Source organism: Bradyrhizobium sp. WSM1743 (assembly GCF_000473065.1).
Lineage (GTDB): Bacteria > Pseudomonadota > Alphaproteobacteria > Rhizobiales > Xanthobacteraceae > Bradyrhizobium.
In genome coordinates, this window is record NZ_KI421494.1 from 81,923 (window position 1) to 104,524 (window position 22,602).

The following is a 22,602-nucleotide window of genomic DNA, read 5'->3' on the forward strand; positions in this document are numbered from 1 at the left end:
TGGTCATGTGCATGATCGATGACTTCCAAGCCCACAGTGCGTGGTGGTACGACCTCGAAAATCAAGAACCGTCTCCGCTCGTCGGGAGCCACTACTGATTCGGAGAGTTGACGACGACAGCCCAACGCCGATCCTGCTGTATCGAGGCAGGTGCGCCCGACGGCCAGGTGCAACGTACGTCCCTGTCTCTAAAAGCAGGCCAACGGTCCAGCGGCTGCTCGCACGTCGAGCCTAATGCCAACGTGCAAAAGACCTACACAAGGCCAGCATGATAGCCGTTCGCTCCGACGATCTTTATAGAGCGACCATGAATACGAGCGAGGCGAGCCTAAATTGTGCTTGAGACATTCGTTGGGATGTGAGGTTCGCACATCTTGAGATCGTCCCTAAGACAGCGGCGAGACAGATCGTGCGAAATCTCCGGCGGTATCCGCTCGTTCCGAAGTGCAGATGATGGAGGGGTCTTGTCCAGTTGTCATGCGGGTAGCCTCCTGCAACAATATCTCTCGCATCCACAGGCTTTCTGGATCGCAATTGTGAAGCACGGGCCATTGGACGGACTCAGTGAAGGCGGGGAATGGCTGCGGAAGCTCGGCAATCCGAAGGGGAATCGTTTTTTGGAAATGCTTTACGAGCCTTAATGGCATCGTCCCTATGCGGCTCGTGCCTACCAGCAGGGGCGGGATCATGCTGAAGCTCTGCACGAGAATGTCGATGCGCCGATTGAGACAGAGATCGAGTAGAAAAGAATCCTCGACCGGCGTCTTGCGCGCGCCTCCGAGCTTAACCGCAACATGGCCCATCGACATATAACGATCAAATGTAAGCCGCCGTAGCAGTTGGCTGTTCGTGCAGCAACCTACGCAGACGAGTCTCTCCTCGAATAAGGCCGCCCTGGGGTGCGCTCTGGACATGAATAATTCCGGCAAAATAACAAAATCGACTTCGCCGCGGCGGAGAAGCTCATCGTGCCCATCAGTGAGCGCCATGAGTTCGAAGCTGACGGCAGGTGCTTCTCGCGCGACGCGCTCCACGACATTTCGAAAGAATACGATTGTTATAAAGTCAGAAAGGACGATCCTAAATCGCCGGTTCGACCGAGCTGGGCCGAACACGTCCCGCGCGATAATTGAGAGCTCAATGTGCGTTAGAGCCTCGCGCACAGGAGCTGCGAGTCCTTCCGCGCGTGAGGTCGGGACAAGTTCCCGCCCCCTCATCCCAAACAGCTCGTCATGGAAATAGGAGCGCAGCCGGGCAACGGCTGCACTCATGGCCGGCTGACTAAGGTTAATCTTGCGTGCCGCTGCGCTGAGGTTGCGCTCCGTCATTAGGGCATCCAGCGCGACGAGAAGATTTAGATCCAGACCTTTGAAACGCATGTCTTCTTATCCGGCATGAACACAATTGCGACGCATACAACGAGCGGTGACGGCTGCGTCTGGAGAGGTCCTATTGGCTCGCCCGACTGGACATCGTTTCCGTCGTGCGATCGCGAGAAGACGCTCGTGAAATGACCGCCACAATGGAGAGCGAGGCGGTAGGCGAGCCAGCAGCGGCCGGAAACCGTCGGGAGTCCCGAAGCTGATCGGCTCGCCGCTTCCAGCGAGCCACGCAACAGGACTGGGTCAGTTGGTTAATGGCAGATCAACCAAGTGTCCGGCCAGCGCCATGAGTTCGCCAAAGCGCCCAGTCCACGGCCGCGTAGCGCAGCGTTAGTCACGGCGGCCAACCTACAACCTGACGCGGTGTGCGATTCAAGCGATATTATCGGGCAAGCCAAACATTATCGCACTGGAGGAGGCGTGTTCTGCCGGGATAGTACCGGATGTCGCCTGTTTGCGGTGCAAGTGCACCAAACCTCAGCTGCGAGGTCGTCACGCTCGCCACTCGACAAGTCCTCGCAACCGATCGCCCTCTCCGGCAGCTTCGCCCCAGAGACGTTGAAGTGACGAAAGCGGCCGAGCACGTCGAAGGATTGTTAGCGTATTTGGAACGTGCTGAGAGCGGCTTATGATTTTAGCAGCGCCTGCGAGTTGGAGGCTCCTGAGGCCCAGATGCCATCTTGGATGCTTCCTCCAGCAATATCCGCCGCATCCAAATGCTCGCCGGGTCCGTGTTGTGGAACGCAGGCCACTGCACAGCCTCGGTGAATGTGGGCAGGGGGAGCGGTGGTGCGACGATCCGCAGTGGCATCCGCTGTTCGAAGTGTTTGGCGAGTCGTAAGGGCATTGTGCCGATACGGCGCGTGTCTAACAATATGGGCGGAATCAGGCTAAAGCCCTGCACAACGATCTCAATGCGTCTCTTGACGCCGTGCTCAAGCAAAAACCATTCTTCGAGGTTTGGTCTGAGCGCCCGTCCGAACTTCGCCGTAACGTGGCCCATCGAAATGTATTTCTCGAACGTGAGTTGCCGCGATAGCTGCTTGTTCGCGCGGCATCCCACGCATACGAGGGTCTCGTCGAACAGTGTCGCTTTGGGATGCGCGCTCGACATGAACAGTTCCGGCAGAATGAGAAAGTCGACCTCGCCCCGGCGGAGCAGCTCATCGGGTTCATCGGAGAACGGTAGCAATTCGAAGCGCACCGCGGGAGCTTCCTGTGCAAGACGGTCTACAATCTTGCGCAAAAAGACGATCGTCATGAAATCGGAGAGAATGATCCTGAAGCGTCGGCTCGACTGTGTCGGGTCGAACGCGTCCCGTGATATGATCGAGTGTTGGATGTGCAGCAGCGCCTCGCGAACCGGATCTGCAAGCGCCTCCGCGCCAGGTGTCGGGACGAGCTCGCGACCCCTCATGGTAAATAGGTCATCGCGGAAATAGGTACGCAGCCGCGCAATCGCAGCGCTCATGGCGGGCTGGCTCAGGTTAATTTTGCGCGCCGCCGCTGTGAGGTTGCGTTCCGTCATCAGAGCATCGAGCGCAACGAGAAGGTTTAGATCAAGTCCCTTGAACCGCATCTTGTGAGTCTATCCATCGTGTGGATGTGTTCTATCGAAACAATCGATTTTACCAAATCGCGGAATGTTGGATAGCAAACATCAGTTTGGAAAGGTAATAGGGCATATCACGATGGTTGCTGCTCGTTCACGCGGGCTCAGAGAGAAACTCCTGGACGTGCGAGCTGTCGCCGCATGGGCGTCGAGAGCGGCTATGGGCGCGCCGTGCGAGGCGCGTCGCTCCTTCTCTGTGCGAAGCTCGCTCGATCGGGAGTTCAGGCAGATCTCGATAAACGTTGGTATGCGTGCTCCATCCCTTTCCATATTGCAGGTTTACCCGCGTACACTTGAGAGCGCGTTCAGCGGCATTCTAGTGTCGCGACATAGCGGCAGGCGCAGATTGCGGATGCCAAGCAATTCAGTCGAGTCTCCAAATGGCCCGCCTGTCTACCGCATTCAGGGCGTGTCGAAGATGCATAAGAAACAGTGTGATTTGATGCCACTCCGATGTGCCATCGATGAGGCCCCGCACATCGAAGATCGGCCCTCAGACGTCAAAGCGTCGACAGCGATGCTAGACGAAGCGAAAAAGCTCCGTGCTACAGACAGGCCCTCGCCAGTCCAATCGCCTCGTCGGCATCTTTCAGCATATCTCGCGCAGGGCATTTGCCGGATCACGAGCGCGAACCATGCGCTCGCTTCATCGCGAGAAGGCGCACGGCGCGGTGCAGGCGGGCAGTGCCGCGCTCCAATGGGTCATAGCAGCGCATTTCACCGTTGACCAGCGCTTCGGCGACTAGCGAGTTCAAGTGACCATCTCCGCTCTTCATTCCACGGCGCAAGGAAGCCCGCCATGAATATTGCCGTATCTCGGATTGCGGAAGCTCCTTCTTCACGCGCTCAAGTGCAGTGGAGCTGTCGTTGGGAAAGCGAATTGCAGCTCACCGATCATGCCGAACTCGCCGAGTTCTTCCGCAAGAGTTACGGGCCGACCGGTGCGTTCAATGCGCAGCCATTTGAGGGCAACCGAAGTTGGGCCGGAGCGAGGCCTGAGGTCCGCGTTATCGGTTACGACGCGCGCGGGGTAGCCGCTCACCTCGGGCTACTACGCCGCTTCATCAAGATTGGTAGTGTCGATCTACTCGTTGCCGAACTGGGGTTGTATGCGGTGCGTCCGGATCTCGAAGGGCTGGGAGTCAGCCACGCAATGCGCGTGACCTATCCGCTACTGCATGAGCTTGGGGTTCCGTTCGGCTTTGGTACGGTCCGGCCTGCGCTTGAGAAACATATGACCCGACTGGTCCAAAGGCGTGGGCTCGCCACCCTCATGTCTGGCATTCGCGTCCGCTCCACGCACCCGGATGTCTATCCCAACTTGTCGCCGATCCGCATCGAAGACGTGATCGTGCTGGTTTTCCCGGTTGGACGCTCGATAAGCGATTGGCCGATCGGGACGATGATCGATCGGAATGGGCCTGAGTTGTGAAGGAGCGTTTGCCCCTATCTGCTGTCCGTTGCGACTACGCTGACGTGAGCGGAAGTCGCCCCGTCTATTTGACGTTCGATGACGGGCCAAATCCATTTTGCACGCCAGAGGTGCTCGATGTGCTGGCGCAACATGGGATTCCGGCGACGTTCTTCGTGATCGGCACGTACGCGGCCGAACAACCTGAACTCATTCGAAGAATAATCGCGGAAGGGCACGAGGTTGCGAACCACACGATGACGCATCCGGATCTATCCAGATGCGGACCAGCGGAGATACGTGATGAACTTCTGACGGCGAGCGAGGCGATCCGTTCGGCGTGCCCGCAGGCCTCACCCAGGCACATGCGAGCACCTTACGGTATGTGGACGCAAGAGGTGATCGCTGTCTCAGCGAGCGCCGGTCTCACAGCTGTGCACTGGGCGGTCGATCCGAGAGATTGGTCCCGCCCCGGGGTCGATAGAATTGTGAATTCAGTACTGGCGAGCGTTCGTCCGGGTGCAATTGTGCTCCTGCACGACGGATATCCTCCTGATGAGGAGCGACCGTGCACTGATGCCACGCTGCGCGATCAGACAGCGATGGCCCTGTCACATCTGATCCCGGCACTTCAACGGCGCGGGTTTGTAATCCGTCCACTCCCTCAACTTCACTGAGCGAAAACTGAAACCCTATGGACCTGCTCGCTACAACCAGTGCTGTCGCTGTTTCGTCTTATGCGCTGCTCTCGACGATCTACAAGAGTGCGCAAGCGCTTTATGCCCAACCGGCGATTAACTCATCGTTGCAGGACAACCTGGGACGATCGGAGATGGCCCTTCCCAGTGTAGACGTCATCGTGCCGTGCTTCAACGAGGATCCAATCACGCTCGCCGAATGTCTGGAGTCGCTAGCGAGTCAAGACTACGCCGGAAAGCTACAAGTCTATGTGGTCGACGACGGATCTGCAAATCGCGATCTTGTCGCGCCTGTGCACAAAATCTATGCGAACGATCCGAGGTTCAGCATCATCTTGCTGGCAAACAACGTTGGAAAACGCAAGGCGCAGATCGCTGCGATACGCAGCTCATCCGGTGACCTGGTCCTTAACGTCGACTCGGATACGATACTTGCCGCTGACGTTGTCACGAAGCTGGTGTCGAAGATGCATGACCCGCAAATCGGGGCGGCCATGGGTCAGTTGATAGCGAGCAATCGCAGCCAAACCTGGCTGACCAGGCTGATCGATATGGAATACTGGATGGCGTGCAACGAAGAGCGCGCGGCGCAGGCGCGTTTCGGTGCCGTTATGTGCTGCTGCGGCCCATGTGCCATGTATCGTCGCTCCGCGCTCGCCTTGCTTCTCGATCAATACGAAGCGCAATTCTTTCGTGGAAAGCCGAGCGATTTCGGCGAGGATCGCCATCTAACGATCCTCATGCTCAAGGCGGGGTTTCGAACCGAGTACGTCTCAGACGCGATCGCAGCAACAGTCGTCCCGGACCGCCTTGGGCCATATCTACGTCAGCAACTCCGCTGGGCCCGCAGTACCTTCCGGGACACGTTCCTCGCATTGCGCCTGCTACCAGAGCTCGATGGCTATCTGACGCTGGATGTTATCGGGCAAAATCTCGGCCCGTTGCTTCTCGCTCTTTCATCACTGGCTGCGCTCGCGCAACTCCTAATCGCAGGCTCTGTACCCTGGTGGACCGGATTGACGATTGCAGCAATGACAATGGTCCGGTGCAGTGTGGCAGCCATTCGTGCTCGCGAACTGCGGTTTCTCGGCTTCTCGCTCCACACACCGATCAATATCTTTCTCTTACTTCCCTTGAAGGCCTATGCGCTTTGTACATTGAGCAACAGCGATTGGCTATCGCGCAAGGTCGCCAACGTGCCGGCCGACGGGGAAAAGCAATCTGTCATTCTGCACCCGAACGCTGGACGAAGTGCTGCAAGTAAATTGGGAAGGTCTAGTACAAGTCGTAAGGCAAGGGTTTCCCAGTGTCCCTCGAGCCTGACGGCAACAGAGAGTGTTTGCGGTAGCGATCGTTCGACTGCCTGCAAGTAGGTAATTGGCTCATGATCCAGGACGCAAACCATCAGCTATTAGAGCGAGAGCTGGCTGCCGACGATCCATGGCGGCTCGACAGTAGTTCCTTCGAGCAGGAGCGATACGCGCAAATGCTCCGGATGTCGCGTTGCAACGGAGATGTTTCGTGTGCCCTCGAAGTAGGATGTGCAGCCGGTGCATTCACGGACATGCTGGCTCCGCTATGCGAGCGGCTCACCGTTGTCGATGTCATGCCGCAGGCGATCGAGCGAGCGCGACTCCGGACCAGGAAGTGGTCACATATCACGTGGGTGACCTGCGACATTCAGCGGTTCTCGACCACTGAACAGTTCGACTTGATCGTGGTGGCTGAGGTTCTTTACTACCTCAAGGACATTGTCGAGATGCATGCGGCTATCCGCAACCTGGTGAGTATGCTTGCGCCAAATGGAGCTCTGATTTTCGGGTCCGCACGTGATGCCACATGTCAACGATGGGGGCATGCTGCTGGTGCCGAAACGGTGATCGCTCTCTTCAACGAGAGCCTATCGGAGGTCGAACGTCTGCACTTCAAGACCGAGTCGGTCAACGAAAACTGCTTGATCGTCCGGTTCCGGAAGCCGGGTCACTCGTCAGAACAATCAAACGTCGGCCACTAGACCAGGGGATCGTATGCGTATCTGCGGCATCAAGTTAACACATGACGGGGCAATTGCTGTCGTCGAGGACGGGCGGCTTGTCTTTTGCACCGAGCAAGAAAAGCTCGGCAACGGTCCACGCTACCAATCCGTCGAGAATCTCGATGCAGTCGTGCTCGCCTTGGCGGAGCATGGCCTGGATCCGCGGGACATCGATCAGTTCGTCATCGACGGCTGGGATGGGGAGATTGAGTCGCAGTTCCAGGTCCTAAGTGGAGCTGTGCCGATCGCGCTGAAGGGGGCGCCATATGTCGAGCGCCATGCTGAGGCCCTTCTTGATTCCGTCGACGGCTTTGGCCTGATCCTCGGAGGCAAGGTGTTTCCATATAAGAGCTACCCGCACGTCACAGGCCACGTCGCGTCAGCATATAGCACCAGTCCGTTTGCCAGCGCGGGAAAACCCGCGTTCTGTCTGGTATGGGACGGCTGCATCTTTCCACGTCTTTACTATGTCGAACCTCGGGGCGCACGGCTCATTGCATCCCTGTTTCCGATGATCGGACATGCCTATGCTGCCGCGGGCCTTCACTTCGGCCCATACAAGCAGCCGAACCGCTCCAGTTGGGATTTGGGCATCGCCGGCAAGCTGATGGCTTACATCGCGCTTGGCTCTGTCGACGAAAGCATCGTCGCAGTGTTTCAGGAGCTCTATGAAAAGCGCTTCGCCGCTGACACGGAGCAGGCTCGTCGCTACCGCGCTGAGATCAACAATGCGGAAGCGTCTCTTGCGGCTCTGCACGGCTTCTTCGAGGCAAGCGCTTTGCGCCTGGCGGCCAAGCGAGCGGAGGACGTCCTTGCGTCGTTTCATGTGTTCGTGGAACGTCTTCTTGTCAAGGAAATGGCGATGGTTCTGCTGCAACACTCGTCGCTTCCGGGAGCGCGAAATCTATGTATCGCCGGAGGCTGCGGTCTCAACATCAAGTGGAACAGCGCGCTTCGTGCGACTGGATTGTTCGATGATGTTTGGGTGCCGCCGTTTCCGAATGACAGCGGCTCGGCAATCGGCGCTGCTTGCGGCGCGATGGCGGCGCAAAATGGCTTCGGGCCATTGGAATGGTCAGTCTACAGTGGTCCGGCCCTGCAAGACAGCGAGCTTCCGCCGGATTGGGAGGCGGCGCCGTGCAGTCTGCGTGAACTTGCGGCGATTCTCGCGGACGACAAGCCGGTCATCTTCCTTTCCGGGCGCGCCGAACTTGGGCCGCGGGCGTTGGGCGGCAGAAGCATTGTTGCAGCCCCGACCTCGCCGGCAATGAAGGATCATCTCAACGACATCAAGCGTCGCGAGCACTTCCGGCCGGTGGCGCCGATCTGTCTGGAGGATCGGGCGCCGGAGATTTTCAGCCCTGGTACGCCAGATCCCTACATGCTGTTCGATCACCAGACCCGCGCGGAATGGCGCGACAAGGTCCCCGCTGTGGTCCATCTCGACGGTTCGGCGCGGCTGCAGACAATCTCCCGCAACTCTCCGCACAAAATCGCCGAGCTTCTCGTCGAATTTGAAAAACTTACCGGCATTCCGCTGCTCTGTAATACGAGTGCCAACCTCCACGGACGTGGCTTCTTCCCGGATGCTGCCGCGGCATGCCAATGGGGACGCGTTGAACATGTGTGGTGCGACGGCCTGCTCTGGACCAAAACGGTCGTAGGGAAGCCATCGTCGGCTGAACGACTTTTGCCGGCCTAAGGTGAACATGTCCACCGTAGCAATCGACCTTGCCGGGGTAAGTAAGTCATTTGGCGGCAAGCTCATCGTCAATGAGCTGTCGTTGTCGGTTGCGCGCGGAGAATGCTTCGGCCTGCTCGGGCCGAATGGAGCTGGCAAGAGCACGACTGCACGTATGCTTCTCGGCATGATCTCGCCGGACGCAGGCAAGATTACGGTCCTGAATGAGCCTGTACCTGCACGTGCTCGGCTAGCACGTGTGCGCATCGGCGTGGTGCCGCAGTTCGACAACCTCGAACTAGGATTCACCGTAAAAGAGAACCTGCTTGTGTTTGGCCGTTACTTCGGCATGAGCGCCCGCAAGATCGAGGCGGTCGCTCCCTCGCTGCTCGAGTTTGCGCGCCTCGAAAGCAAGGCGGATGTGCGTGTCGCTGAGCTGTCCGGCGGCATGAAACGGCGGCTGACGCTGGCGCGCGCCCTAATAAATGATCCACACCTGCTCGTGATGGACGAGCCGACGACCGGTCTCGACCCACATGCACGTCACCTGATCTGGGAACGCCTGCGAGTTCTGCTTGCGCGTGGCAAGACGATTCTCTTGACCACGCACTTCATGGAAGAGGCCGAGCGCCTATGCGATCGGCTGTGTGTGCTTGAGGGGGGGCGCAAGATCGCCGAAGGCAAGCCCGACGCCTTGATTGACGAGCATATCGGCTGCGACGTGATCGAGATCTATGGTGGTAATCCACATGAGCTCAGTGAGCTGATTAGGCCTCATGCGCGAAACGTCGAAGTGAGTGGAGAGACGCTGTTTTGTTATGCGGCACATCCGGAGCAGGTACGCGCGCAACTGCGCGGGCGAGCGGGCCTTCGCATTCTGCAGCGCCCGCCGAATCTCGAAGACGTGTTCTTGCAGCTGACCGGGCGCGAGATGGAGAAATGATCGATGGGTGAAAGCTATGCCGCGGTGATGCCGGCTAACGCGTACAACTGGATCGCAGTGTGGCGTCGAAATTGTCTTGCGTGGCGGAAAGTCGCTCCTGCGTCGGTGCTCGGCAGCCTCGCAGATCCTCTAACCAATCTATTTGGCCTGGGCCTTGGCCTTGGCGTAATCGTGGGAAGCGTCGAGGGTACCTCGTACATCGCGTTTCTGGCGGCTGGCGTGGTCGCGACCAGCGCGATGACTTCCGCGACCTTCGAAACCCTCTATGCGACCTTTGCGCGCATGGACATGAGCCGCACCTGGGAGGCGATCCTGTCCACGCAGCTCACGCTTGGCGATATCGTGTTAGGTGAGCTGGTCTGGGCGGCCAGCAAGTCCGTTCTCGCCGGAACAGCAATCGGCACTGTCGCTGCCACGCTTGGTTATGCCTCCTGGCCGTCCATCTTCTATGCGATGCCAGCTGTCGCACTTACCGGCCTTGTCTTCGCCAGCCTGGCGATGGTCGTCATATCTCTCGCACCAAGCTACGAGTACTTCGTGTTCTACCAGACGCTTGTGCTAACGCCCATGATGTTTTTGTGTGGCGCGGTCTTTCCGATGAACCAATTGCCGAGCTCGTTTCAGCACTTCGCCGGCTTGTTGCCCCTCGCACATTCGGTCGACCTCATTCGACCTGTGATGCTTGAGCGCGGCGCCGGCGACGCTGCTCTGCATGTCGCCGCGCTGTGCATGTACGCAGTATTTCCCTTCTTCGTGTCGACGGCGCTACTTCGGCGTCGCCTGCTCCGTTGACATGAAGTGCCGGGAGAGCAAACCAAACTCGATGAATGCGGTCTCTCGATGCCGTTTGCCGCGGCATGAGGCGGTTCGAACCGTCGCGGCCGCGCTGATTGTTAAAGGACGCGATCAAGCCGGGAGTAGGGCCTGTTGGTCCGAGATTCCACTACCTCGATAGGCGCTAAGCAATGAGACGGACTTGGACGCTTGGTCGTGCTGTCTGTCCGTCGCAGCCGCCGGAGCGTGACAGGACAGATAACGTACGGGGAATGGCAGCTAGCCTTTCCGTAATGATCAAATGGAGAGCGAGATGTTGTGTCTGGGAATAAGTGGTGGTCTAGACAGAATCTTTGAAAGTTCGCCTGAGTTGCCGAATACATTTCTGCACGATGGCGCTGCCGTCCTTGTGCGGGATGGTCGCGTGATCGCTGCCGTCGAAGAGGAGCGGCTCAATCGGGTCAAGCACTCCAACAAGTTCCCGAGCAACGCGATCCGATACTGCCTATCTAGTGCAGGCGTTGAGCTTGGCGAGATCGACCGGATCGCGTTTTATGCGACCGAAGCCTACTGCAACGCCATGCTCGAGCGACAGTTTGTGTCTCGGCCGGTTGAGTTGAACGCCAAGCTGTTGGCGCGGCATCTGCTGGCACAGGTGTTCGGCACCGATGTCGATGCGTCGCGGGTTTCATTCGTGAATCACCATGAAGCCCATGCCGCGAGTGCGTTCGCGATGTCCGGGTTCGAGCAAAGCCTCATTTTTGCGGTCGACGGCGGAGGCGATTTTTGCTCCGGTCTACTGGCGGTGGGGTCTGGTACCGAAATTACGCAGCTCGCAAGCTTCCCAGAAAGCGACTCTCTCGGGCTGTTCTATCTCGAGACGATCCGATATCTCGGCTATGGGCTATTCGATGAGTACAAAGTCATGGGGCTTGCCCCCTATGGTGACCCCGCTCCCTATCGCGAGCTCTTCGCGCAGTTCTACGAACTGTTGGACAACGGTGGCTATCGCCTCCACCTGGACCGAATAGGGCCGGCCTTGATCCGCAATATCGAGATCCGGCGAAAGGGCATGCCATTCACGCAGCAGCATCGAGATGTCAGCGCTACGCTGCAGGAAGCGCTGGAGCGGATCATCTTTCACATCCTGCGGCACCATCGCGAAGCGACGGGTATGACGCGTTTGTGTCTGGCTGGAGGGGTGGCCCACAACTGTACGGTGAACGGTAAGCTACTCTATTCGGGGCTTTTCGAGGACATCTTCGTCCAACCCGCTGCACACGACGCCGGTTGCGCACTCGGCGCTGCATTGATGATGTCAAACGAGCTGGGCCGGCCTGCGCCGCGCGAGCGACTGCGGGACGTCTATTGGGGGCCCGGTCTCGGAACCGAGCAAGCGGTGGAACACGAGCTCAATGCATGGTCCGGCCACCTCGATATTCGACGCAGTGACGACATCGCAGCTAGTGCGGCTGACTGGATGGCAAATGGTGCTGTGATCGGTTGGGTTCAGGGCCGTTCTGAGTTCGGACCACGTGCGCTTGGCAATCGCAGCATTCTCGCCGACCCCCGGCCGGCAGAAAACAAGAACCGGATCAACGCGATGGTCAAAAAGCGTGAGGGCTATCGTCCCTTTGCCCCATCCGTGCTGGAGGAGGATGCAAGTGAGTTCTTTGAGCTCCCAGGCGGCAAGCGTGAGTTTCCCTTCATGAACTTCGTGGTTCGTGTGCGTGAAGCCCACCATAGCGTGCTCGGTGCGGTCACGCATGTTGATGGTACCGCTCGGCTGCAAACGGTCTCGCGCAACTCAAACCCCGCCTATTGGGATGTCATTAATGCATTCAAGAATCGAACCGGCATCCCGGTTCTTCTAAACACGTCCTTTAACAACAATGCCGAGCCGATCGTAGATTCTGTTGCGGACGCCATCGTAACGTTTTTGACGACTGACCTGGACGGACTTGTCGTTGGACCATTCCTCGTCAGCAAGCGGGCGGCAACGCTGCAGGATTGGTGCACACTGAGCGTTTCCTTGCCGCCGTATGCATCCCTTCATCGCGTTCGCTCCCACGTGGCGGAAGATCGCCAGGAAACGGTCTGCGAGATCCGCACGGGACATTCGGGCGGCGACGGCGTGCGCATATCACATGAGCTTTTCGAGCTGCTGATGCGGATCGAGGGGGAGGCGTCGCTCGGTGATCTTCTTGACACAACCATGTTGGACCAGGCCAAGCGCGAAGATCTCGTGAAGGAACTGCGGTTCGTGTGGGAGCAGCGCCGCGTTCGGCTGCATCCGTCACGCGCTGCTTGCGGCCGCCTTAAAGCGCAAGGCGAAGCAGAACCGCGGTCGTGAGTATGGTCATGGCTATGCCTCCGTGCACAGGAGGTCAGGCTGAGATGTAGTAGGGCACAATAGGCATCCGGCTGAACTCGGGCATATCAGCGCAATAGCCCTGAATGGAAGAAGGAAAAGTGTTGAGAGAGCTCGCTACGAGGATAGCACTGCTATGAAGTTCTACCGACGCAACTCGCGAGCAGCACACACGCCGACTATAACGTCGGTCAAGAGCATATGTGACGTGTCTCCCGTGACGTCTTTCGTTCAACCAGGAGCACGGAAGGGGGCAATGCAGATGCACGGCGGTTCGAAAAATGATCGGTTCGTTGTGTCCCGACGACGTACGGGGTTGGGCGATTGCCTGTGGTCGCTGGCGGCCGCCTGGCGTTTTGCAAAGCAGACGGGGCGGACGCTAGCCATTGATTGGCGGGGATCTTGTTATCTCGATGAGCCATTCACCAATGCCTTTCCAGTTTTCTTCGAACCGGTTCAAGACATTGCTGGCGTGCGGGTGATTTGCGGTGACGAGATCAACCAGTGTTCATTTCCGGGACCATTCTTCCCGGCATGGTGGAACAAGCCATCCATCGATTGCGTCTATCGCCCGGACGAGCAGATTTTTCGGGAACGCGACGAACTCGATCAATTGTTCCAAAGTCAGAAAGATAGTGACGCTAACACGGTTGTGTGTGACGCCTGCCTGATGTGGCGCTGCGATCAGGAGGCCGAACGAGAAATCTTTCGGAGCATCAAGCCACGACCTGAAATTCAGGGTCGGATTGATGCTATCTACCGCGAGCACTTTGAATCGTACAGCGTAATCGGCATCCATGTCCGGCATGGCAATGGCGAGGATATCATGGGGCATGCTCCCTACTGGGCTGACCCGGAGCGCGCCTTGCGACAGGTCTGTAATGCCATTGATAAGGCCAGGGGGCTACCCCACGCAAAACCCGTGAGGGCTTTCCTGTGCACGGACAGCGCGCTCGTCCTTGAGAAGATTTCGACTATATTCCCTGATGTTTTCACGATCCCAAAACGATTCCAGGCGCCTCAGGCTGGCCCATTGCACAACGCGGCGCTCGGAGCCGAGGGCGGCTTTTCCGCCCTCATCGAAATGTATCTCCTTGCGCGCTGCGACACTGTGATCCGTTTTCCCCCGACGAGCGCCTTCACGCGCTATGCGCGTCTCTTTGCCCCACGCGTTATAGAATTCGACTTGAATGATCCGAGCCGATTGATCTTGATTGAAGAAAAATCGAAAGATCTCGTAGCTTCATGAAAGTCGTAGCTCGATTGATCGATCTGATTGCCGCTCTTTGCATCCAGCAGTACTGGCAGTTCTTTTCGGGGCGGCAAATGTCTGTCCAAAGGGATGCGCTGCCGCGAACTTCCAGCGGAGAACAGAACGATGCGGAGGCCGAATGCCTTCCGCAGAAGCTCGACGTCGACAACAATGGCGTCAACGTTCTGCAGTCGCGTTAAACAAGTGGAACACGTCTTCATCTTCGCCTCGGGCGGACCCGCAAGTCGAAGCTAATCGGTGGTCGATCGCGGATGAACATATCGAAAGGTCCGCCGTTCAGCCGGTGCGTTCCGTCGTGGCGGTCGGGCGCTCGCAGGTGCGGACGGGCGCTCTCGAGATCCACTATTTTGGGGAAACGTTCAGCACGCCAGGTCGTGGTCCGGAATCAATCCGGCCGGCGATGTGCCAGTGTTGGACGTGAAGTCAGCATCAGTTGCCAGCGAATCTAACGTAGAAGCGCGTAACGTCAGTTTTCGAGTTGACGCGGCTACTGGCCGTGGCCGCTATCCTGATCGATCGTTGCTTCGACGAGGGGCGCTGGCCTCCGCTGGCTCTTCCGGCTGTGCAATCAGGAGATAACATGCGGATTGCAACCTGGTCTTGACGCAGGCGTCGTGAGCTCGTGGCATTACGTAGCTGATGCACCATCACTGTCACAAAGCAAACGCACTGTGTCTTGAACCCGCCAAGCATTCCGTGCTCGCGACATTAAGACGCAAAACGGAAGGGGATTTAGCTGCATCGCGATGGCCCAAATCCTGCTACGCGTGCGGCGCGCAACAGGAGAGGAGGCGGGCGTGGGTCTCGATCTGCCAAATGACGATCTGATCACAGGCTCGCTGCCCGAAACACATTTGGGTTGCCTCCTTCACGCCGATAAAGCCCGCATTCGTGGCGGAGAACAGAAGGCGATGTTGCTCACCGGAGCATCGCGCGGAATTGGTCATGCCACTGCTAAGCTGTTCTCTGAGGCGGGCTGGCGCATCATTTCTTGCGCGCGTCAAGCGTTCGACGGGGAGCGATGTCCCTGGCACGAAGGGGACGAGGATCATGTCCAGATCGACCTCAGCAATCATCGAATGCTGCCGCGCGCGATCGCTGAGGTCAAGAAGCGCTTGGCCGGTGCACCTTTGCACGCGCTAGTGAACAATGCCGGTGTCTCGCCGAAAACGCCCGCTGGCGATCGGATGACATCGTTGACGACGTCAACCGAGACCTGGATGAGGGTGTTCCATCTCAATTTGGTGGCCCCGATCCTGCTGGCGCAGGGTTTGTTTGACGAGCTAAGAGCCGCGTCAGGATCGATCGTGAACGTGACTTCGATCGCGGGCTCGCGGGTGCACCCGTTTGCCGGCAGTGCCTATGCGACCTCGAAAGCTGCGCTTGCGAGCCTCACCCGTGAAATGGCGCACGATTATGCGCCGCATGGCATTCGTGTGAATGCGATCGCGCCCGGCGAAATCAGGACGGACATGTTATCGCCCGACACAGAAGCGCGTCTCGTGCCAAGTATCCCGCTGCGCAGAGTGGGAACCCCGGATGAAGTGGCCAAGGTCATTTTCTTCCTGTGCTCGGATGCGGCGAGCTATGTCACGGGGGCCGAGGTGCCGGTCAATGGTGGGCAACATCTGTGAATCGGCCGCCTTGGCGACACAGCTGACTTGAGCGGCAGCAGCGGCACTTATGTTCTCCGCTGACGATGCGCACGCAATCCGCAAAAATGAGTGAAGGCACACTGTAAGTTTATCGTCGTGCCATGAAAAGGTCTTACGATTCTATGTCATCTCGTCAAGACTTGGCGTTAGATCGAGAGTGACATGCAAAACGAAGCTCGCCAACCAGGACAAGGTACCAGGGAGGACGATCAAGACAACGGAGGCCGCCTCATGCTGGATATCCCTTTCTCACACGAAAGACCCGCCTCGCAACCTGAGCCGGAGGGTAAGCTCCCGGGGGAGCCGTTGCGTGAGAGCGCGCTCACCGGCATCTTCGAAATATCGAAAATTCTTACCGCTCCTTGTCGGCTCGAAGTCACGTTGGCCAACGTTGTTGGTCTTTTGCAATCGTTTGTGCAGATGCGACACGGCATCGTCTCACTCTTCGACGAGGACGGCATGCCGGATATCACAGTAGGCGCCGGCTGGAACGAAGGCAGCGACGAAAGTTACCGGATGCGACTGCCGCGGAACGCAATTGACCAGATCATTGCGACGGACAGGCCTCTTGTTGCCGAGAACGTGGCCGCCGAGCCGGTATTCAGCGCTGCCGACCGGGAAGTGCTCGGCGCCTCCAATAGTATCCCAGTGTCGTTCATCGGGGTTCCCATTCGCATTGATCGCAAGGTCGTGGGTACGCTGACGGTCGACCGCATCCAGGACGATAGGTCGAGTCTTCGGCTTGAGTACGATGCGCGACTGCTCGCCATGATCGCCAACCTGGTGGGACAAACAGTGAAGTTACACCGCTTGTTCACCTGCGATCGCGAACGACTGATGGCGGAGAAAGACCGGCTACAAAAGGAAGTACTAGAGCTCAGGCAACCATCTCGGGAGCGCAAGAAGCTACACGTCCATGGGATCATTGGCGACAGTCCGGCGGTGCGAGGGCTGCTCGAGAAGATTGCGGTTGTAGCCAGATCGAACAGCACAGTTCTGCTGCGTGGCGAATCCGGCACCGGAAAGGAACTCGTAGCCAAGGCCATTCACGAATCATCGCCCCGCGCCAAGCGCCCGTTCGTTAAGCTGAATTGCGCGGCGCTTCCTGAGACCGTCTTGGAATCCGAATTATTTGGTCATGAGAAAGGCGCCTTCACCGGAGCGTTCAGCTCGCGCAAGGGACGCTTCGAACTTGCTGACAAAGGAACGCTTTTTCTTGACGAGATCGGCGAAATCTCAGCTCCGTTCCAGGCGAAGTTGCTGCGCGTTTTGCAAGAGCAGGAGTTCGAGCGGGTCGGCAGCAACCAGACTATTAAGGTCGATGTTCGAGTGATAGCTGCGACCAACAAGAACCTTGAAGAGGCTGTCGCAAGGACCGAATTCCGGGCGGACCTTTACTATCGCATCAGCGTAGTTCCCCTACTGTTGCCACCGCTACGCGAAAGACGCAGTGATATTCCTCAGCTTGCCAGGGAGTTCCTCAGAAATTTCAATAACGAGAACGGCCGTACTCTGACGTTGGAGGCGAGTGCAATCGATGTACTGATGAACTGCGGCTTTCCGGGAAATGTCCGCGAACTCGAAAACTGCATCGAGCGGACAGCGACGCTGTGCGGCGGATCATCGATCGTGAGAAGCGACTTTGCATGCTTCCACGGGCAGTGCCTTTCCGCGATGCTGTGGAAAAGCACGTCGGACGAGAGTAAAGAGCAGCCCGCACCTATGCCGCCGGTGCAGGCAAAGGCCATCATTCCGCTAGCTGAAGCGACCCAGCCGGTCCAGTCTGTCGGCGGCGAACTGGCCTCACTGGGGCCTCCCGGCACAGTTCTCGTTAGCGGCGCGAAGATGGCCGATCGCGAACGGGTCATTGCGGCCATGGAAAAATCTGGCTGGGTGCAGGCAAAAGCAGCGCGCCTGCTCGGACTAACGCCGCGCCAGATCGGCTATGCGCTGAGGAAATATGGAATCGAGATAAAGCGGTTCTGAACGACGACATCGGCCGGAACTGCTACTGCCAAATAGCTATATGAGGACGATCTTCGATAGGCGATCTCATCGCAATCCGAAGGAATGGTCCGCCCTCGGCGGCAATTTGGCCCCGAGCGAAACCACCCCGCCCACTTGCGGAACTGCTGTCGAAAGGCGAGCTCACCTGGTTCGGTGAGACATGGACTTGCGCAATGACATACCGAGCGTCACCTGCGGGCCATACGATCGCGAACCGTCGATTGCTCACCTGAACAAGCTATATACCTATCCGCCGATCAAGCTCGGACTAGGGCATGATCCGCAAAAGTGTGAAGCGGATTTCCGAAAGATCATGCTCAAACAAAGGATCTAAAGCGCGATGGCGATTTCATCTTAATCTCATCGCGCTTTAGTGAGCGGCAATGACCAATGAACGTCAATCGGTCCGCCGCCCGCTGGTGATTAGCGGCGGTTAATCTGTCGCAAGCTGGCCTCACTCAGCTGGCGTGCCCTGCGGAACAGCGCTGTCGCAACCCTGACTTATGTTGGCATTGTTCGTCGGGAAGAGCGGGCTAGAGGGGCGGATCACCCGGTCTAAGCCTGTGTAAAGGCAAGCCGACTCCAAAAGGGCGGGTGATGGTACAACACTTGCTCTGCTCTTCGCAGCTGTCGCAACTGTTGGAGCAACACCGTGCACAATGTCGTCTGCATCAAACAGGTTCCGGACTCGGCGCAGATCCGCGTGCACCCCGTGACCAATACAATCATGCGTCAGGGGGTCCCGACCATCATCAACCCATATGACCTCTTCGCGCTCGAGGCCGCGCTGGAGCTGCGCGATCGGTTCGGCGGCGAAATTACCGTGCTTACAATGGGACCGCCATCGGCGGAAGACTCTTTGCGAAAGGCGCTGACTTATGGCGCCGATCGCGCCGTCCTACTCACCGATCGCTGCTTTGCGGGCTCCGACACCCTGGCAACAACGTATGCACTTGCAACAGCCATCCGAAAAATTGATAAGGAATATGGCCCGACAAACCTCATCTTCACGGGAAAGCAGACCATCGACGGCGATACGGCGCAGGTTGGGCCCGGCATCGCAAAGCGGCTGGGCGTACTGCAGCTAACTTACGTTGCGAAGGTCAGATCCTTAGATCTCGCCAACCATACGATTGAAGTGGAACGACGCTCCGAAGGTGGTATCCAGGTGCTGCACACGAGACTGCCTTGTCTCATCACCATGCTGGAGGCGACGAATCAGATTCGGCGTGGCGCGATGGCAGATGCCTTGCGTGCCGCGCGTGCCCAAATCGTGAAATGGAGTGCGCACGATGCCGGTATCGAAGACGTCTCCAAATGCGGCCTCAAGGGATCGCCGACCGTCGTCAAGCGAGTGTTCGCTCCCTCTGCGCGGGCTGAGAAGGCGGCGCTGGTTGAGGCCACCGAACAACCGGCGCAAGCGCTGATAGATGCGATTTTCAAGCGTCACCCGAAGCTCGAAGCTGATCTTGCAGCCCTCGTCCGCGACGCTTGACCTGGAGAGTCCGGCAACGACAGTTCGAAACGGTCCAAGGATGTACCAACGCCAAGAGGCACCCGCGTCAAGTGAGCGCGCTAGATGTAGCTAGGCATCTCAGCCCGCAACCAGCGCATTCCGGGTGCATGGCGTTCTCGATTGCTTGCGATCACCTGGGACCGCATGTTCCGTAGACCACGTTATGGCCTCGATCAATGTCCGGAGTTGGCCGCGATTGTCAGGCAGATCGACAAAGGCCTGCGCATACGACCAGATCCGACTGCATGATCGTGTTGGATCACCATACTAGCGTCCGAACGCCCAAAGCACTGTAGCGCTGTCGAGGGCGCGAAGCCCACCTATGTGGCACCTTTGGACTAATTTTCGCGATTCAACAGCCCTATACCATTGTGAGTGGCGCTTCGCCGTCTGGTTTTTGACTGCCGTGCAAGCGCTGTCAGGTTCAATACACTTGCAATGAGAAATCGGTCGCTAGCGTTTTGTCAATGTAGTCAGAATCTGTGGGGTGAGTGCACGAGTTGGCACGGTGATTGCTGTAAGCATGCAAGAGAACGGCGGGGTGGTGCTCGCGAACGCGAAACCTAGCGGCGGTCTCTTTGAGAAGCTCGTGCCGGCCAGCAGCCGGCATTTCGCGCGGCTTGCGGCCGAAGGCCCCAAGAGCCAGGTAGAGGCGGATAGTCCTTGTAATGTTGTATGAAGCTCATAGCGGTTCGACCAACTGGCAGGAGCAGAAACCGAGAGGGCCTGGCGCGGCGCAAATCTCACCATGGCTCTGCAAGCGAATGCTGGCCGTGCCGGGAATTCGCGTCGCGGACCGGCATCCGTCTGGATCGCCGTTGCTCAGTTGATGAACGCGTTGAAGCGCGTGAGCAGGACTGAGCATGCCGATGTCTGCTGCCGCGAAGGTGGCCACCAAGAATGTCGCCCGAGTGGTAAACGCGATCACAAGCCCATGGAAACCAACGAAATCGCAATAGCCCATAGTTGGCCCGGAGACGAAGTTGCTCCGTCAAGGACCGTTCTCTCCTTATCGCCAGGGGTCAAATGACATCTCAAAGGTCTCGATTTACATCCGATCAGCATCCGCAGATATGCTGCGAGTATTTGACTGAGCAAGCGCGAGCCCTGTTCGGCCCGCACCCGTTTGCTGCGCAGATGTCCCAGGGCCAGGTCGCAAGCCTGCTGCCCGAATATCTGGCCATGTCACAGGCGTTCCCGTACCTGCAGGCGGGGTCGCAAAAGGATCTCATATTCGATGCGATGAATCACAATCGAGATCTTGCGAGGGACGTTGAACTGACCAGCGTGGTCGCAAATTTCATCTGTTGGGATGAGACGGGTGGTTATGGCCAGATTCTCCAGGGCGGAAAGGCGGCGCTACCCGATATTCTGGTGACTAAAAACTTCCACTCGAACCTGTTTAGAAAGGATGCGTCGCAACTACTCGGCAGAGCAATACGGCCCAACTACAGCGCAACGACGAAGCGGTACTTGCATTCTCTCTATGCCGGATTGTCATCGAAAGATCCCTTAGTGCGTTGCGCCTACATGGTCGCTTTTGAACTACATGCTGCGGACATGATCCAGTCGCTATGGACAACTCTGGTCAAAACCTTTGAGGTGCGGTCTGACGACCTTGAGTACTTCCGCAGCCATGTCGGCGGAGAAGATCCCGCGGAGAAGTATCACGGAGAAATGACAAGCCGGCTGATTGGCGAACTTGTCCCGGCTGACCGTAATGATCGCTTTTTGGATGAATTCGATCGAGCCTATCGGCTCAGCTTACAGTGGTGCCGCGATCTGCTCCGAATTGTCTCACTTCAGGGAGATGATCATTCGGAGATCGAACACCATGGCCGTTGTCATTGTGGTTCTGTCAAGTTCTACGTCCAAGCGCCGCGAGAGCTCTCTGCAGTTCGATGCAATTGCTCAATCTGTCAAATGTCTGGATTTCTGCACTTGCTCGTACCTGGCAATAAGCTTGGCATTGAGTGCGGCGAAGAATTCCTCACGACGTACCAGTTCAACAAGAACATCGCTCGGCACACGTTTTGTCGGGTTTGCGGCGTAAAGCCATTCTATAGGCCGCGGTCGAACCCCTCCGGTTTCAGCGTAAATATCCGATGCCTGGATAACAGGACCATCGAACGCATATCAATAAGCGAGTTCGATGGCGAGCATTGGGACCAAGCATTCCGCTCGATGCACCAGGACCTAGAGTCCTGCGTCGAAGATAAAACTCTGGAGTGAACTCGAATGACGCGCGCAATGAATCACAAATCCCGTCTGCTTTCAGAAGAAGCTTTGACAAAATACCGCATAGAGCTGTTGGTGAAGGGGACGGTCGTGATTGGTCCCCAGATATTGTTCACCCAAGAGGACTTGGCCAAGATCGATCAGCTGCAGGCTGAGATTCCCGAAGAAGAAGTGAGGGAGGGAGATGCCGGCGACTCGCACAATGTTTTCGTCAAACGCGTGAGGATAGACCCGCCCGGCCGCGCTCCTAGCGACGCGAGTGGTGCAGCTCCAGGCCAGCTCATGGAGCTACTTGAAAGGAAAGACCGCAGCTTCGCGCTAAAAAAGATCTTGGGCGCCACGTCAGATTGCGTGATTCGCCGGTGCCAAATGCATCGGATGCCTCCGGGTTCCTTTGTTGGCATCCATCTGGATGCTGCGAGCGACCCGGATTTCGAGTACTCGGTGATTGTGCAGCTCGCGAGAGACTTCGAGGGGGGTGAGTTCGTGGTATATCCAAGCGGGTACGAACAACAGGTGTTCCGACCGCCATTTGGTGCGGTACTTGTCACCACATGTAAGCTCCGGCATGAAGTGAAGCCTGTGCTGACCGGGGAGCGCCGATCGCTGGTCTACTTCTGTTCAAAGCGCAGCGGCGCGAACCGCCGGATCATCGAAAGCTCTACAGGGGCCTCTGATTGAGGGGGCTGAACTGGTTTTCGAATGACTTGGGTAACGGGTGAGCTCTCAGGACAGATTGGTAGCTTGCCCATCTTGTAGTCAGACTGTCCCTCGCAAAGGCTGCGACAATGCAGGTCGGAAGCCACAGCTAGCTTTGCTGCCTGTAAAGGCGACCACGCGTAATCCGAGCAAAGGTTTGCTCAGGGTAGGTGTGGTAAGTCATCGTCGCTGCCTCGAACCGAGAGGCGTGTCGGCGCGTGCGCGATGGTGTAATCGCGCCGCGCGCAGGAAGGCCCTGTTGTCGTCACGTTCTCGACAGCTACACACCCAGCAAAACTGCCGAATG

The 22,602-nt window shown here is 57.7% G+C and carries 17 protein-coding genes; 15 read left to right on the forward strand and 2 right to left on the reverse strand.

The features are described from left to right. Nucleotides 1-386: 386 nt before the first annotated feature. Both nodD2 and nodD1 read right to left on the reverse strand, forming a co-directional pair. Entirely contained in the window at nt 387-1,379 is a 993-nt protein-coding gene (gene nodD2 / locus YU9_RS0139715) for a transcriptional regulator NodD2 (protein ID WP_027577632.1), read from the reverse strand. 637 nt (nt 1,380-2,016) lie between these two features. Further along, the gene (gene nodD1, locus YU9_RS0139720) at nt 2,017-2,961 is read right to left on the reverse strand and encodes a transcriptional regulator NodD1 (RefSeq protein ID WP_027577633.1); all 945 of its coding nucleotides are present in this window, start codon (nt 2,959-2,961) and stop codon (nt 2,017-2,019) included. 832 nt (nt 2,962-3,793) lie between these two features. Here nodD1 and YU9_RS0139730 point away from each other — a divergent pair. From YU9_RS0139730 to YU9_RS0139795, 15 genes are all read left to right on the forward strand, one after another. After that, nucleotides 3,794-4,426 (forward strand): NodA family N-acyltransferase, encoded by a 633-nt coding sequence (locus tag YU9_RS0139730; RefSeq protein WP_027577634.1) that lies wholly within the window; start codon nt 3,794-3,796, stop codon nt 4,424-4,426. Then, entirely contained in the window at nt 4,423-5,082 is a 660-nt protein-coding gene (gene nodB, locus YU9_RS44250; protein ID WP_051380689.1) for a chitooligosaccharide deacetylase NodB, read from the forward strand. Before YU9_RS0139730 ends, nodB begins: the two co-directional genes overlap by 4 nt. Nucleotides 5,083-5,099: 17 nt before the next feature. Then, entirely contained in the window at nt 5,100-6,476 is a 1,377-nt protein-coding gene (nodC, locus tag YU9_RS0139735) for a chitooligosaccharide synthase NodC (protein WP_027577635.1), read from the forward strand. 11 nt (nt 6,477-6,487) lie between these two features. Next, complete coding sequence (gene nodS / locus YU9_RS0139740) at nt 6,488-7,117, forward strand: nodulation methyltransferase NodS (protein WP_027577636.1); 630 nt, start codon at nt 6,488-6,490, stop codon at nt 7,115-7,117. 13 nt (nt 7,118-7,130) lie between these two features. Next, complete coding sequence (gene nodU / locus YU9_RS0139745; RefSeq protein ID WP_027577637.1) at nt 7,131-8,840, forward strand: nodulation protein NodU; 1,710 nt, start codon at nt 7,131-7,133, stop codon at nt 8,838-8,840. Nucleotide 8,841: 1 nt separating this feature from the next. After that, nucleotides 8,842-9,762, forward strand: a complete 921-nt coding sequence (gene nodI, locus YU9_RS0139750; RefSeq protein ID WP_371259264.1) for a nodulation factor ABC transporter ATP-binding protein NodI — start codon at nt 8,842-8,844, stop codon at nt 9,760-9,762. 3 nt (nt 9,763-9,765) lie between these two features. Next, entirely contained in the window at nt 9,766-10,554 is a 789-nt protein-coding gene (locus YU9_RS0139755; protein WP_027577639.1) for an ABC transporter permease, read from the forward strand. Between the two features lie 295 nt (nt 10,555-10,849). Beyond that, nucleotides 10,850-12,889, forward strand: coding sequence for a carbamoyltransferase (locus YU9_RS0139760; RefSeq protein ID WP_036019591.1), 2,040 nt, complete (start codon nt 10,850-10,852; stop codon nt 12,887-12,889). Nucleotides 12,890-13,043: 154 nt separating this feature from the next. Next, nucleotides 13,044-14,156, forward strand: coding sequence for a nodulation protein NodZ (locus YU9_RS0139765; protein WP_084299240.1), 1,113 nt, complete (start codon nt 13,044-13,046; stop codon nt 14,154-14,156). Then, nucleotides 14,153-14,359, forward strand: a complete 207-nt coding sequence (locus YU9_RS0139770; protein ID WP_027577642.1) for a hypothetical protein — start codon at nt 14,153-14,155, stop codon at nt 14,357-14,359. Before YU9_RS0139765 ends, YU9_RS0139770 begins: the two co-directional genes overlap by 4 nt. Nucleotides 14,360-14,977: 618 nt before the next feature. Next, entirely contained in the window at nt 14,978-15,814 is an 837-nt protein-coding gene (locus YU9_RS0139775) for an SDR family NAD(P)-dependent oxidoreductase (RefSeq protein WP_027577643.1), read from the forward strand. 183 nt (nt 15,815-15,997) lie between these two features. Then, complete coding sequence (gene nifA, locus YU9_RS0139780) at nt 15,998-17,821, forward strand: nif-specific transcriptional activator NifA (protein ID WP_027577644.1); 1,824 nt, start codon at nt 15,998-16,000, stop codon at nt 17,819-17,821. Between the two features lie 673 nt (nt 17,822-18,494). Beyond that, nucleotides 18,495-19,337, forward strand: coding sequence for an electron transfer flavoprotein subunit beta/FixA family protein (locus YU9_RS0139785; protein ID WP_027577645.1), 843 nt, complete (start codon nt 18,495-18,497; stop codon nt 19,335-19,337). 1,107 nt (nt 19,338-20,444) lie between these two features. Then, the gene (locus tag YU9_RS0139790) at nt 20,445-21,590 is read left to right on the forward strand and encodes a GFA family protein (RefSeq protein WP_245266752.1); all 1,146 of its coding nucleotides are present in this window, start codon (nt 20,445-20,447) and stop codon (nt 21,588-21,590) included. Nucleotides 21,591-21,596: 6 nt separating this feature from the next. Further along, entirely contained in the window at nt 21,597-22,277 is a 681-nt protein-coding gene (locus YU9_RS0139795; RefSeq protein ID WP_036019526.1) for a 2OG-Fe(II) oxygenase, read from the forward strand. Nucleotides 22,278-22,602 lie beyond the last annotated feature (325 nt).